The following is a 15,133-nucleotide window of genomic DNA, read 5'->3' as shown; positions in this document are numbered from 1 at the left end:
GATGAGAAATAATTTTTTAAGACTTTTCTTCTTTTTAATCATAACAACGTCTTTCGCACAGGCAAATAAAGTTGCTGTTGAAAAGAATGCAGATGGAATGAAATTAGTTGTAGATGGTGAAGATTTTATGATTAATGGTATGAATTGGAGTTATGTTCCAATAGGAACTAATTTTAATTATAGCTTATGGAAAAAATCTGATGACGTTATCAAAGCGGCTTTAGATGCAGAAATGAGCTTATTAAAGAATATGGGTGTCAATGCAATTCGTGTTTATGTTGGTATTCAGCCTAAGTGGATAACATATATCTATGAAAATTACGGTATATATACCATGCTTAACAACTCTTTTGGACGATATGGTCTTACTTTAAATGGCGCGTGGACACCAGTTACAGATTATAGAGATGAAGCAACAAAAGAACTATTAATGTCTGAAGTTACTGAAATGGCAGAAACTTATAAGAACACACCGGGTCTTTTGTTGTTCTTGTTGGGTAATGAAAATAATTACGGTCTTTTTTGGGCTGGTGCAGAGACAGAGGATTTTCCTGACGAAGATGATAAACGAAGAGAAGTTGGTGAAAAAAGGGGGAGACCAATGTACAAACTAATGAACGATGCTGCAATTAAGATGAAATCTATTGATTCTTCGCACCCAGTTGCCATTTGTAATGGAGATGTATTGTTTATTGATATTGTTGCAGAAGAATGTAAAGATGTTGATATATATGGAACTAATATGTATCGTGGTAAATCTTTTGGAGACGCATTTCAAGTAGTAAAGGATAAATTGAATAAGCCTATCATGTTTACTGAATTTGGTGCCGATGCCTTTAATGCTTTAAACAATCAAGAAGACCAAAAAATGCAATCATTCTTCATGGTAGAAAACTGGAAAGATATTTATCAAAATGCTGCTGGTTTGGGTAAAGCAGAAAACTCAATTGGTGGTTTCACTTTTCAATGGAGTGATGGCTGGTGGAAAGTTGGGCAAACAAAAGATTTAGATATTCACAACAATGATGCAACATGGTCTAATGGGGGGTATTATTTAGATACAGAGAATGGTAGTGATAATATGAATGAAGAGTGGTTTGGTATCTGCGCTAAAGGTCCAACTAATGAGAGAGGACTATTTACATTGTATCCACGTGCAGCATATTATTCATTAAAAGAGGCGCATAGCTTAAATCCATACGGTGAAGGTATTGATGCTGAATTTGTTGATAACCATTTTGCTAGTATCAATTTAATGGATGGAGTTTTAAGAGCTAGAGGTGATAAAGCTGCTATGGGAGGTAATGAAAAAATTCGTATCAGTCAATTGAGAGCTGAATTTACAACCTTTAATACAGGTGGTAGTTTGATTACAACACCAGATACTGAAGATCCAAATGTAAATACATTTCCAAATCAATTAGGTTTTGATCATATGCAATCCTATTATGTAGGAATAGAAGGTAATCCTGCTCCAAATATGAGAGCGAATGTGAACTTTAATATTTTAGGTAATGTTGCAGAAAATCCAATTGATGAAATTTTCTATGAAAACGTTGGGAGACCTGTTACAATTACTGGTGTGGATGGTGGAAATAATCAAGATGTAGAAATTTCTGATTTTAATAGAGTTCGTGTTTACAATGCGGAATTCGATTGGAAAACAAAGCATGCAGATGTCAGAGGATTTTATAGAACTGGACATTATCATTGGGGTTATGAGGGAGACTTTTTCAACTTATATCCAGAATCAAATTACGGACCTAATTTAGATATTTATAATGGTGAGATTCTAGGACTAGAATTTGATGGAAAAGAAGCTTTAGAAGGCTTTAAAGGGGCTTTTGGACCACAATTATGGTGGGGTGCAAATCCAACTGCATTATTAAAATATAGTCGTAAAGTTGGTCATTGGGATGTTACAGGTATATATCATAGAGATTTACAGACGTCACTTAAGTTTGATGAAAATGGGCAGCGTGTTTTAGATGCTAATCAAGTTCGAAGTGGTATTATTCCAGCTTGGCCAACTGAAAGAGCAACGCTTGCTGTTGAAAGAGATTTTGGGAAGTTTGGAATCACGTTAGGCGGAATTTGGGGTGGTAGTCCATTAAATGGAAGTTCATTTCAAGTTTACAATGAAGAGCGCGCGATAACTTTAGTAGATAAAGTAAACTCAAACGATAATTGGGGCGGAAAAGCTAAAATCACCTATCAAGGTGGAAGATTCAATTGGTATGCACAAGGTGGAGTTATGGGGCTAGTCGCTAATGGAGGAGTCGATCAAACACGCACTTTTACAGGTTGGAGACTAAAAGATAATGGTAGTGGTAACCAATCAAATTTCTTAACTGGTTTAACCTATACTACTGGGAAATTTCAAATAGCACCAAACTTCTTATGGCAAAAACCGTTAGTAGATCCTATGCCAAATGATGTTAATGGACCTGGTCGATTAAGAAATGTTATTAGTGATCCATTTGCTGTAAGAGCAAATAGAGAAACTACTGCAGGCGAAATGTTAATTACATTCGATCCTACTCCAGGAACTTGGATGTACGAATGGGATAATGACCGAGCGGAAGATGCAAAGTTTGCAATGAACTTAGGTTTTGTATATCGTCACCTTCCAACAACAACTGATGCACATATTGGTTTCTTGGCAAATCGTACATTTTTTGCATTTGGAAATTCTGCACCAGCAGAAGATTTATGGGAGGTTCATTCTAGAATGGTATCAAAGTTAAGTCCAGATTTAGGAATTATAGGTAATTTCTATTATGGAAATGGTCAAGCTAATGGTGATGATACAAGACTTATTAAACGTTTTGGTGGTGATATTAGAATGATATATAACAAAATGAAATTGCAAACGACTGTAAAAGTTAATGATTGGGGACCTTTTGATTACCATAGAGATTTTAACTTAACATATCCTCTACAACTCATGTTAGATGTTTCTACATCACTAGGAAATCCAGATTGGTTTATCCTACCTAGCACAACAATAGGTATTAGAGGTACATGGCGTTCGATGGATGCAAATTCACCAAGATATTCGCCAAATTCTGTTCCAGTTAATACTTTCCCACCTTTACCTGCAGTAAGTCCTGTTGGTTTTCCTGATGGAACAGAATGGGAAATTAGAACATATGTACATATCAATATTGGAAAATAAAAATAGCAAATGATGAAAAATATAAAATTAAAATATTGGACAACAACTCTAATTGTATTATTGGTAATTGTATTGAGTTGTGAAAGAGAACTTTCAGATGATATAGAAATTGCAACATTCCCATCTAATGGTGATATATATACTGATGCTCCTTTAGGGTTGACGGATGAATTTTTTATATCATTTGATCCAGCTAGTGGTGCAAATACAGAAGGTTTTGGAACTGATGATAATGAGGCTTATGAAGGTACATCCTCAATTAGAATTGATGTGCCAACACCATCTGATTTAAATGGAGGTTATATAGGAGGTATTTTTAAGGACAGAGGTGAAGGTAGAGATCTTACAAATTATGATGCCTTAACCTTTTGGGTAAAAGGCTCTACTACTGCTACTATAGGTACAGTTGGATTTGGTACTGATTTCGAAAATGGTGTATATGCTGTAAGTTTGGAAAATGTTCCATTATCTACAGATTGGAGAAAAATTATTATTCCTATACCTGACCCTTCAAAATTGGTTCAAGAAAAAGGAATGTTCCTCTTTTCAGCGGGAACTCAGAGCACAAATGGTGTTGGTTTTACATTTTGGATGGACGAAATGCGTTTTGAAAAATTAGGAACACTTGGGCAGCCAAGACCAGCTATTCTTGGAGGACAAGACCAAGTAGCACAGGCAAATGTTGATACTTCTGTTCCAATAATTGGATTATCACAGACATTTAACCTTGCAAATGGACAAGATGTAACAGTATCAGCTACACCATCTTATTTTGATTTTGAAACATCAAATCCATTCGTAGCCTCAGTAGATGAATCTGGTATAGTTACAGTTGACGGGCCAGGAGTGGATGGTGATAACACAGCTGTTATTACCGCCACATTAGGTGGTATTGAAGCATCAGGGTCTCTAACAATTCAAGCTTCAAATATTGATGTAATCTCTATTTTTAGCGATGTTTTTGCAAATGTTCCTGTAGATAATTACAATGGTTTCTACGAACCTTTTCAAACTACTCTTGGGGGTGCTATTGACGAAAACGGTAATAACATCATAGATTATACGCTACTTAACTTTGTAGCTATTGAATTTTATGGAAGAGATGGTAGTGATATTGAGCCCGTTGACGCAACTAATATGACCCATTTACATATTGAATTTAGAGTAAATGAGAATGTTGATACTACAGATTATATCAATATGGAATTACACAATAATTTCACATTACCAAACGGAACTTTGGGATCATATCAAATATCAGGTAATGATTTAATTAGTAATGGTTGGGCAGAGTTTGATATTCCTTTATCAAGTTTTGCAGGGTTAACCGATAGAGATGCCTTAGGTATGATGTTATTTGTAACAGATACTACAATATCAAACTTATCAATTGATAATATTTATTTCTACGCAGAAAATTAATAAACAAGAAAAGATGAATTTTACAAAAAATTTAAAAATATCGATAGTTATACTAGTAGTTGCATCATGTTTGCTTTTGATTAACTGTTCTCCGGACGAAACGCAAACTGTAACAAATTTCAATAATCTAACAATGTCAGATGAGTTTAGTACAACAGGTGCTCTAGATCTAACCAAATGGAGTTATGAAATTGGTAATGGGGAAGCTCAAGGAATACCAGGATGGGGAAATAATGAATTACAATACTATACAGACCGACTAGAAAATGTAGTAGTTGAAGATGGAATGCTTAAGATTAGAGCTCTTCAAGAAGATTTTGAAGGTTTAGGTTACACCTCTGGTAGAATTTTAACACAAGGTAAATTCCAACAAAAATATGGTCGTTTTGAAGCACGTATTAAACTACCATGGGGACAAGGTTTATGGCCAGCGTTTTGGATGCTTGGTGATGATAATGATGGTGCTGTGGCATGGCCTCAAAGAGGCGAGATTGATATTATGGAAAATAGAGGTCAAGAACCAACCTTGATAAATGGAAGTGTTCATGGTCCTGGATATTCAGGAGCTCAAGCTATTACTAAAGCTTATGAATTGGATAGTGATCGTTTTGATACTGGTTTTCATGTTTTTGGCATAGAATGGGGAGAAAATTATATCAATTATTATGTTGATGATGTTTTATATAATCAAATTACACCTAGTGATTTAACAGGTGATTGGGTATTTGATAATGAATTCTTTATCATTATAAATGTTGCTGTTGGTGGTAATTATGTTGGTTCACCAAATGAAGCTACAGTATTTCCGCAAGAAATGTTAGTTGACTATGTGAGAGTATATTCAGCGGATTAAAAAACTTACAAATTGTGCAAGGTCAATTCTTTTTAATTATTGATCTTCTTTAGACCTATTATAAACCAATATACTATTAAAGTAAATTGATAATGAACCTTACCTATACATTGAAATCTGATAAGATAACAAATAAAGATGCAGCCTTAGAATCTATAACTATAGATAATGAAAACTATTTTAAGATTTCTAATAGTGATGAAATGCGTCCTTTTTTTATGAGTATTGTTAGTGATTCTAATCACTGGATGTTTATATCTAGCAATGGTGGATTAACTGCAGGGCGCAAAAATTCTGAATTTGCTTTATTTCCTTATTATACAGATGATAAAATTACTGAATCAGCTGATATAACAGGTAGTAAATCAATATTCAGAGTATATAAAAATGGACAAGAGTATACTTGGGAGCCACTTTCAATTAGACCTTTAGGCGGGTATAATATAACTCAAAACTTATATAAAAATAGGTTTGGAAACAAGATTATTTTTGAAGAGATTAATAATGATTTAGAGTTAACATATAGGTACCAATGGAGTTCTAGTAATAAATATGGTTTTGTAAAGAAATCTACATTGATTAATAGTTCTAAAGATTCTTTAAGTATTAAGCTATTAGACGGTGTTCAAAATATTATGCCAGCGAGTATTGGTAGTGATATTCAGAACCAATCTAGTAATTTGGTGGATGCATACAAACGTAATGAGTTAGAAGAATCGTCTGGTCTAGGAATATATGCGTTAAGTGCCATTCTTGTAGATAAGGCAGAAGCTAGTGAAGCATTAAAAGCAAATGTAGTTTGGTCTATAGGTATAGATAACCCAAAACACTTGGTTTCTTCACTTCAATTAAATGATTTTAGATTAGGCAAGGATGTTGCACAAGAAGTAGATGTAAAAGCAGAAAAAGGAGCTTATTTTATTTCTGCACAAATTAAATTATCAGCAGATTCATCGAAAGAATGGATGTTTGTTGCAAATGTCAATCAAAATCATTCTAATATTGCGCTTCTTTCAAAACATATAAGAGAAGATGATGCTTTGGGAGAAAAAGTAAATAATGATATTAATAAAGGAACTGATAACCTTGTAGAATTAAATGCAGCATCAGATGCAATTCAATTTTCGGCAGATAGTTTAAGAGATACACGTCATTTTGCGAATACATTATTCAATATTATGCGCGGTGGGATATTTGATGATGGTTATCAGATTGAAAAATGGGATTTTAGAAACTACATAGTAAACGCTAATAAAAAAGTTGCTAGAACTTCTGAGAGCATATTAGATACTTTACCAGAAGTATTTTCATTATCAGAAATAAAAAAAATCGCAAATAATAGTGACGACAAAAACTTTAGACGTTTGTGTTTTGAGTATATGCCGTTAAAATTTAGTCGTCGTCATGGTGATCCAAGTCGTCCTTGGAATAAATTTTCAATTAATACAAGAAGTGAGATAGATGGATCTAAAATTTTAGATTATGAAGGTAACTGGAGAGATATCTTTCAAAATTGGGAAGCATTAGCACATTCTTACCCTGAGTTTATTGAAAGTATGATTCATAAGTTCTTAAATGCGACAACGTTTGATGGTTATAATCCATACAGAGTAACAAAAGGGGGATTTGATTGGGAAATTATAGAACCAGATGACCCCTGGTCTTACATTGGATATTGGGGAGATCATCAGATCATATATTTACTTAAGTTTTTAGAGTTTATTAATAATCACAAACCTGGTAAATTAGAAAGTTTCTTTACTAAAGATTTATTTGTATATGCAAATGTACCATACAAAATAAAGCCTTACGAAGATTTATTAAAAAACCCAAAAGACACAATTATTTTTGATGACAGTTTAGACCATAAAATTAATGAAGAACGTGAGCAATTAGGTGCTGATGGTGCTTTGCTTAGAGATGAGAATAGATTTATCATTAAAGCAAATTTTATAGAAAAAATATTAGCTACATCATTAGCAAAGTTATCAAACTTTATACCAGAAGGTGGTATTTGGATGAATACGCAACGTCCAGAATGGAATGATGCAAATAATGCATTAGTGGGAAATGGTGTGTCAATGGTTACGCTATACTATCTAAGAAGATTTTTCAATTTCTTTGAGGAATTATTAGAGACATCGACAATTGAAGATGTGGAAATTTCTAATGAAATAAATGACTTCTTTAATAGTGTATTAAAAACATTCGAAAGCAATAAAAATTTATTATCAACATCAATTAGTGATACTGATAAAAAATTAATATTAGACAGCTTAGGCAAGGCAGGTAGTAATTATAGAACGCATATTTATAATCATGCGTTTTCGGGAAGAAAGACAGTTCTTTCAATGCATAGGTTGAAAGACTTTGTAACCATTAGTAAGTCTTTTTTAGAACATTCTATTAGAGCTAATAAACGATCAGATAATTTATATCATGCCTATAATTTGATGACCGTAAATACAGATGACTCTATTTCAATTTCATACTTAAGTGAAATGCTAGAAGGTCAAGTAGCAGTATTAAGTTCAGGTTATTTAAAGGCTGCAGAAGCACTAAATGTATTAAATGCGTTAAAGAGTAGTAAGCTTTTTAGAGAAGATCAATATAGTTATATACTTTATCCAAATAAAGAATTAAAAGGGTTTTTAGATCGTAATACAATCTCTGAAGATGCTGTGTTGTCATCAAGATTAATGCAAGAGTTGCTTAAAGATAGTAATGTTCAAGTTCTCGAAAAGGATGTAAATGGAGCGTACCATTTCAATGGGAATTTTAAAAATGCAAAAGATGTTTCAGCAGCTTTAGAAAAGTTGTCTGAAACAAAATATAAATCACTTATAGAATCGGATTCTACAAAAGTATTAAATGCATTTGAAGATGTTTTTAATCATAAAGCTTTTACAGGAAGGTCAGGTACATTCTATGGCTATGAAGGATTAGGTTCTATTTATTGGCATATGGTTTCTAAATTACTATTAGCTGTTCAAGAATGTTGTAAAGAAGCTGTAAATGATTGTGAAAATGAAGTTGTAGTAGGTCAATTACTAGAGCACTTTTATGAAATAAATGAAGGTATTGGAGTACACAAATCACCAGAATTATATGGTGCTTTTCCAACTGATCCTTATTCACATACACCAGGAGGTAAAGGGGCTCAACAGCCAGGTATGACTGGGCAAGTAAAAGAAGATATTTTAAGTCGATTTGGTGAATTAGGAATATTTGTATCGGAAGGTAAATTATTTTTCAATCCGAGTCTATTGCGAAAAGAAGAATTTTTTACGGAGGCTAAAAGTTTTGAGTATATAGATATTTTTAAGGAAAGAAAGAGTATTCTGATGAAAGCTCGATCTTTAGGGTTTACCTATTGCCAAGTGCCTATCGTTTATCAAATTTCAGAAAATGATAGATTAGAAATTTCATTTAAAAATGGTACTTCTAAAACAATAGATAGTTTAACAATAGATGTTACAACTAGTAAGCAAATTTTTGGGCGAACAGGTGAGGTAACTAAAATTATTGCTCATATTAATTCTAGTTATTTAAAATAAAGATATTAGAGAATGATTAAAAGAAGATTCATATTACTAACTATAACTTGTGTATTTATGATGTCTTGTAAAGAAAACAAAAAGGACGAAACGTCTGTAACCCAAACAGAAGAAAAAGTGATAGCTAAAGATATTTTAGGAAACCCAGATTACTTAGCCATTTCGTATGGTGGTTATCGACAGAAGTCTAGGGATAAGCAACCCACAATACCCGAATTGAAGGAGGATTTAAGGATTCTATCTGCTATGGGTATTAAAATTGTTAGAACATATAATGTACAACCTAAGTTGCCACATGCTTCAAATATTTTAAAAGCAATTACCGAATTAAAACAAGAAGATTCTGATTTTGAAATGTATATGATGTTAGGTGCATGGATAGATTGTTTAAATGCGTGGACAGATAAAGTACCTAATCATAATGTTGAAAGCCCAAATAATGCTGGTGAAATTGATAGAGCCGTAGCTCTAGCTAATCAATATCCTGATATTGTAAAAGTTATAGCAGTTGGTAATGAAGCAATGGTAAAATGGGCTACCAGTTATTATGTGCAGCCCAATGTTATTTTAAAATGGGTAAAACACCTGCAAAATTTAAAAGTTGAAGGGAAACTATCAAAAGATTTATGGATTACTAGCTCAGATGACTTTGCATCTTGGGGAGGTGGCGAAGAACAATATCATATTAAAGATTTAGAGAGTTTAATTGAGGCTGTAGACTATATATCAATGCATACATACCCTTATCATAATACACATTACAATCCAGAGTTTTGGGGTGTTCCACAAGCACATAAGAATATGCCAGACACTACTAAAATAGAAATGGCAATGGAGCGGGCTATTCAATTTTCTAAAAAGCAATATGATAGTGTAAAGAATTATATGAAAAGTGTAGGCTTTAATAAACCAATTCATATTGGAGAAACAGGCTGGGCAACTACCTCTAGTGGCTTTTATGGTGATAAAGGCTCTAAAGCAACAGATGAATATAAACAAGGGTTATACCACGACTTAATGAGAAAATGGACAAATAATGCAGGGATTTCTTGCTTTTATTTTGAAGCTTTTAATGAACAATGGAAAGATGCTCATAATCCTAAAGGATCAGAAAATCACTTTGGCCTATTTACAATCGAAGGAAAAGCTAAATATCCAATTTGGGATTTAGTTGACGAAGGTGTTTTTAAAGACTTGACTAGAAATGGGAACCCTATTACTAAAACATATGATGGCAATAAAAATATCTTAATGAAACATGTTTTGGCACCACCATCAGAGGAAGAAATAATGGTAAAACGATAAAATTATGAAATCAATAAAATATGGCATTTATTGTCTCTTATTAGTTAGTATGAGTTGTAGTAAAGATCAAAAAAAACTGAATGTTGAAGTATATGAAACTTCGGCTAGTGGCAATCAATTAACAAGAATTACTGAATTTGCTTCTGTAGAATCACCATCTACAATTAAAGTTTTGCCAGAGCAAAAATTTCAAACGATTTCGGGATTTGGCGGAGCCTTCACAGAATCATCTGCTTACCTCTTAAATAAGCTAAGTAAAAAGAATAGAGATACTATTATAAAGGCTTATTTCGCTAAGGATGGGGCTAATTATTCATTAACAAGAACACATATGAATTCTTGTGATTTTTCATTATCTCAATATTCATATTCGCCTGTAGAAGATGATATGGATTTGAATCATTTTACTATTAAGGATGATATGGATGATTTAATTCCTATGATAAAAGATGCTATAGCAACATCAGAAGATGGATTTAAAATCTTTGCCTCACCATGGACAGCAGCACCTTGGATGAAAGATAATAAAGAATGGGTTGGAGGAAAATTATTGCCAAAGTATTATGATACTTGGGCGTTATTCTTTTCAAAATATGTTGACGCTTATGAAGCGGAAGGTGTTCCTATTTGGGGTTTTACTGTTGAGAATGAACCTCATGGGAACGGTAATAATTGGGAGAGTATGCACTATTCACCAGAAGAAATGACTGATTTTGTTCAGAATCATTTAGGGCCAAAATTAGAAGCCGATGGAAAAGGAGATAAAATTATTTTAGGCTACGATCAAAATAGAGAAGGGTTAAAAGAATGGGTAGATGTGATGTATGCAACCGAAGAATCTTCAAAATATTATGATGGAACCGCAATTCATTGGTACGAAAGTACATATGATTATTTTCCTGAGGCTTTACAATATGCACATAATAAAGCGCCAAACAAATATTTAATAGAAACTGAAGGCTGCATAGATTCAGAAGTTCCAGCATGGAAAGATGATGCTTGGTACTGGAAAAAAGAAGCAACAGATTGGGGTTATGATTGGAGAGAAGAAGAAAAAAAATATTTACACCCAAAATATGCACCCGTGAATAGATATGCTAGAGATATTATTGGTTGTTTAAACAACTGGGTTGACGGTTGGGTTGATTGGAATATGGTTCTAAACCGACAAGGTGGTCCAAACTGGTTTGAAAATTGGTGTGCAGCACCAGTAATTGTCGATGAAGAAGCAGATGAGGTATATTTTACTCCTTTGTATTATACAATGGCTCACTTTAGTAAGTATATAAGACCTGGTGCAGAAGTTATTGGTGTGGATAATTCTGATGCAGAATTAATGGTTACAGCAGCTAAGAATCCTGATGGTACAATTGCAGTTGTTATTTTCAATGAAGGTAAAACTGCAAAGAATTTTACTTTGAGCTTAAATGATAAATTAATAGATATTAAAATTGATGCGCAAGCTATACAAACTGTTATGATTCCGCTTTCATAACATTTAATAATAAACTAACTAAAACAACAACTATGTCATATATAAAAACTGCTAAGAGAGATAAAGTTCCTTTTGGACAGAAAGTAGCCTTTGGTATAGGTATGCTTGCTAATCAAATGTTTCCTGCCGCATTAGGAATATTTATGGTGGTCTTGGTTCAGGATTTAGGTTTTCCAGGATGGATGTGGGGTGTTATATATTTGTTTCCAAGACTTTTTGACTTTGTTACAGACCCAATTATGGGCTATATTTCGGATAATACAAAATCAAGATGGGGAAGACGAAAACCTTATGTAATTCTCGGAGGTATAATTCTTTTTATTTCATTCATTGCGATGTGGCAACTTTATAAGGATGCTGGAGTTGATTATAATTTCACGTACTTCATGATTTGGTCAATTATATTTTACTTAGGGATTACCATTTATAGTGTTCCTTATGTAGCTATGGGCTACGAAATGAGTGAAGATTTTCATGAACGCACCGATATTATGGCAACCGCTCAGTGGATTGGGCAATGGGCGTGGGTAATAGCGCCTTGGTTTTGGGTAATTATGTATGATCCAGACTGGTTTGAGTCAGCAGAAGTTGCAACCCGAACATTAGCAATTTGGGTAGGGGCTTTTTCTGCAATCTGTGCAATCATTCCAGGTATATTTATTAAGAGTAAATCGACCTTAAATGAAAATTATTCTCCACTCAAATTAAAATACATTGGTGCTAGCCTTAAAGAAATAGGTTCAGGTTTTAAAAGTGCTTTTAAAATAAAGCCATTCAGGCAGTTATGTATTGCAACCTTTTTGGTTTATAATGCCTTTATGACAATAGCTTCGTTCTCTTTCTTTATTATTGTGTATCATCTTTTTGACGGTGATGCGGGTGCTGCAGGAATATGGCCAACACTTTTTGGATGTTTAGGTGCGCTTGGAACTACTTTTATGGTGATACCTATTGTTACTAAAATGTCCAAATCAATGGGAAAAAAGAAGGCCTTCCTTGTTTCACAGACCATTTCAATATTTGGGTATCTTATGCTGTGGTTTCTTTTTGTACCAGGAAAACCTTATTTATTCATTATTGCATTACCGTTTTTCTCCTTTGGAATTGGAAGTTTATTTGTTATAATGATGTCTATGACCGCGGATGTAATTGATTTAGATGAACTTACTTCGGGACTTAGAAGAGAAGGGACCTTTGGAGCTATTTATTGGTTTGTAGTGAAATTTGGTTTTGCTATTGCTGGAGGTTTGAGTGGTGTTATTTTAAGTACGGTAGGTTTTGATTCAGGGGCTACCGTACAACCTGAAGGTGCGATTGATGGATTGCGTTTGTCTTTTTCAGGAATTCCTATAATAGGGACAGTCATTGCAATGCTTGTGATGCGTAGTTATGAAGTCACAGAAGAAAGTGCGGGAAAAGTAAGAGTAGAATTAGATGCACGAAAAAAATCAACAAAAAATCTAACTTCTTATTACCAAACAGATAAATTATTATCCTTAAACAAATTCAATTTTACTTCTGGTTTAAAAACCGATGTTGATTTTTCTTCAAAAACAGAAAAAGAAAGAAAAAATGTGTTTTCTACCACCTTAAAGAATAAACTACATGGCATTTGTTTTAGTCCTTATACAAAAGACCAAAATGTTGGCAATCAATTAACACAAGAACAAATAAAAAGACGTATGGCAATTATTGCACCATATACTAAATGGATACGTTCTTTTTCTTGTACAGATGGTAATGAAGATATTCCAAAAATAGCACATGAAAAAGGTCTAAAAACTATAGTTGGAGCATGGATTGGAAAAGACAAAGACAAAAACGAAAAAGAGATAAACACTTTAATTCAATTAGCTAAAGAGGGCTATGTAGATATTGCTGTAGTAGGTAATGAAGTTTTAATGCGTAATGAGCAAACTGAACAAAATATTATAGATTATATAAACCGAATTAAACAAGCAATACCAAAACTTAAAGTAAGTTACGTTGATGCTTATTATCAATTTTTAGAACGACCAAAGCTTATAGAGGCTTGTGATGTTTTATTAGTTAATTGTTATCCATTTTGGGAAGGGTGTAGTATAGAACAATCCTCTCAATATTTAAAAGAAATGGTTGCGGTTACAAAAGTAGTTTCTAAAGGAAAGCCTATAATTATAACAGAAACAGGTTGGCCAGACCAAGGCGATAAGGTTGGTAAAGCTGAGCCATCATCAGAAAATGCTATGAAATATTTTATAAATAGTAATAATTGGGCAATAGATGAAAAAGTGCCATTGTTTTACTTTTCTTCTTTTGATGAGTCTTGGAAAGTGCATCACGAAGGAGATGTGGGTGCACGCTGGGGAATTTGGGATAAAGATGAAAAACTTAAATACAATTAAAGTATAAAATTATGTCTTACAGAGAAGAATCATATTACAATTATAAAGGCTATAGCCAAATTACCACACAAGGTATTGACGTATCTAAACTCTCATTAGAAGAATTAAAAAATCTATGGCATAAAACTATGGAGGATGGTTTTCATGGTGTATGCTTTAGTATGTATGAAGATGGTCAAAACCCAGGGGATGACATCAGTTTTGAACAAGTTGAGAGACGTGTCAAAATTTTGAAACCACATGTAGAAGCTATTCGATCTTTTTCCTGTGTTGAAGGAAATGAACATGTTCCTGTAGCTGCTAAAAAACATGGTTTAAAAACACTTGTTGGTGCTTGGTTAAGTGATGATAAAGAAGATAACGAGAAGGAAATAGAAGGTCTTATAGCACTAGCAAAAGCGGGACATGTAGATGTAGCTGCAGTAGGCAACGAGGTCTTATATCGTAATGACTTATCATTAAAAGAGTTATTGGATTACATTAAGCGTGTTAAAAAGGCATTGTCTGGTTTAGATATACCTGTTGGCTATGTAGATGCGTATTATGAGTTTTCGCGCCATCCAGAATTAGTAGAGCATACAGATGTTGTATTAGCAAATTTATATCCTTTTTGGGAAGGTTGTCCAATTGAGTATGCTTTAGGTCATATGCAAGCCATGTATGGACAAGTTGTAGATGCTGCTCAAGGAAAACCAATTATTATTACTGAGACAGGTTGGCCTAGTGAAGGTGGAAGTTTCAAAGGCTCTGTTGCTAGTGATGCAGCCGCAATGAAATATTTTATTGATACTATTAATTGGACTAAAGAAAACGATATACCTATTTTTTATTTTTCATCATTTGATGAATCTTGGAAAACCGGAGATGAAGGAGATGTTGGGGCATTTTGGGGACTTTGGGATAAGAATGAAAATTTAAAATATCACTAATAGTAAGTTT

The 15,133-nt window shown here is 33.4% G+C and carries 8 protein-coding genes; all 8 read left to right on the top strand.

The annotated features are described in order from the left end of the window. Window position 1: 1 nt before the first annotated feature. The 8 genes from WPG_RS03895 to WPG_RS03860 all read left to right on the top strand — a co-directional run bounded on the left by WPG_RS03895 (window position 2) and on the right by WPG_RS03860 (window position 15,123). Entirely contained in the window at window positions 2-3,178 is a 3,177-nt protein-coding gene (locus WPG_RS03895; protein WP_045475138.1) for a glycoside hydrolase family 2 TIM barrel-domain containing protein, read from the top strand. Between the two features lie 12 nt (window positions 3,179-3,190). Beyond that, complete coding sequence (locus tag WPG_RS03890; protein ID WP_045469602.1) at window positions 3,191-4,600, top strand: hypothetical protein; 1,410 nt, start codon at window positions 3,191-3,193, stop codon at window positions 4,598-4,600. Between the two features lie 13 nt (window positions 4,601-4,613). Continuing rightward, window positions 4,614-5,453, top strand: a complete 840-nt coding sequence (locus WPG_RS03885) for a family 16 glycosylhydrolase (RefSeq protein ID WP_045475135.1) — start codon at window positions 4,614-4,616, stop codon at window positions 5,451-5,453. Between the two features lie 92 nt (window positions 5,454-5,545). Beyond that, entirely contained in the window at window positions 5,546-9,010 is a 3,465-nt protein-coding gene (locus tag WPG_RS03880) for a hypothetical protein (protein ID WP_045469600.1), read from the top strand. Between the two features lie 12 nt (window positions 9,011-9,022). Then, entirely contained in the window at window positions 9,023-10,315 is a 1,293-nt protein-coding gene (locus WPG_RS03875) for a glycosyl hydrolase family 17 protein (protein WP_045469597.1), read from the top strand. 4 nt (window positions 10,316-10,319) lie between these two features. Further along, on the top strand, window positions 10,320-11,810 hold the full coding sequence (locus WPG_RS03870) for a glycoside hydrolase family 30 protein (RefSeq protein ID WP_045469594.1): 1,491 nt from the start codon (window positions 10,320-10,322) through the stop codon (window positions 11,808-11,810). Between the two features lie 32 nt (window positions 11,811-11,842). Next, window positions 11,843-14,194, top strand: a complete 2,352-nt coding sequence (locus tag WPG_RS03865) for an MFS transporter (RefSeq protein WP_045469591.1) — start codon at window positions 11,843-11,845, stop codon at window positions 14,192-14,194. 11 nt (window positions 14,195-14,205) lie between these two features. Beyond that, window positions 14,206-15,123, top strand: coding sequence for a glycosyl hydrolase family 17 protein (locus WPG_RS03860; RefSeq protein ID WP_045469588.1), 918 nt, complete (start codon window positions 14,206-14,208; stop codon window positions 15,121-15,123). Window positions 15,124-15,133 lie beyond the last annotated feature (10 nt).

It is taken from the genome of Winogradskyella sp. PG-2, assembly GCF_000828715.1.
GTDB lineage: Bacteria > Bacteroidota > Bacteroidia > Flavobacteriales > Flavobacteriaceae > Winogradskyella.
This window is presented reverse-complemented; position numbering and strand designations above follow the sequence as displayed.

What these genes read in the sequence shown, in the direction of transcription:
- WPG_RS03895 (WP_045475138.1), top strand. Translation starts at nt 2, where the DNA reads ATGAGAAATAATTTTTTAAGACTTTTCTTCTTTTTAATCATAACAACG.
- WPG_RS03890 (WP_045469602.1), top strand. Translation starts at nt 3,191, where the DNA reads ATGAAAAATATAAAATTAAAATATTGGACAACAACTCTAATTGTATTA.
- WPG_RS03880 (WP_045469600.1), top strand. Translation starts at nt 5,546, where the DNA reads ATGAACCTTACCTATACATTGAAATCTGATAAGATAACAAATAAAGAT.
- WPG_RS03865 (WP_045469591.1), top strand. Translation starts at nt 11,843, where the DNA reads ATGTCATATATAAAAACTGCTAAGAGAGATAAAGTTCCTTTTGGACAG.
- WPG_RS03860 (WP_045469588.1), top strand. Translation starts at nt 14,206, where the DNA reads ATGTCTTACAGAGAAGAATCATATTACAATTATAAAGGCTATAGCCAA.
- WPG_RS03870 (WP_045469594.1), top strand. Translation starts at nt 10,320, where the DNA reads ATGAAATCAATAAAATATGGCATTTATTGTCTCTTATTAGTTAGTATG.
- WPG_RS03885 (WP_045475135.1), top strand. Translation starts at nt 4,614, where the DNA reads ATGAATTTTACAAAAAATTTAAAAATATCGATAGTTATACTAGTAGTT.
- WPG_RS03875 (WP_045469597.1), top strand. Translation starts at nt 9,023, where the DNA reads ATGATTAAAAGAAGATTCATATTACTAACTATAACTTGTGTATTTATG.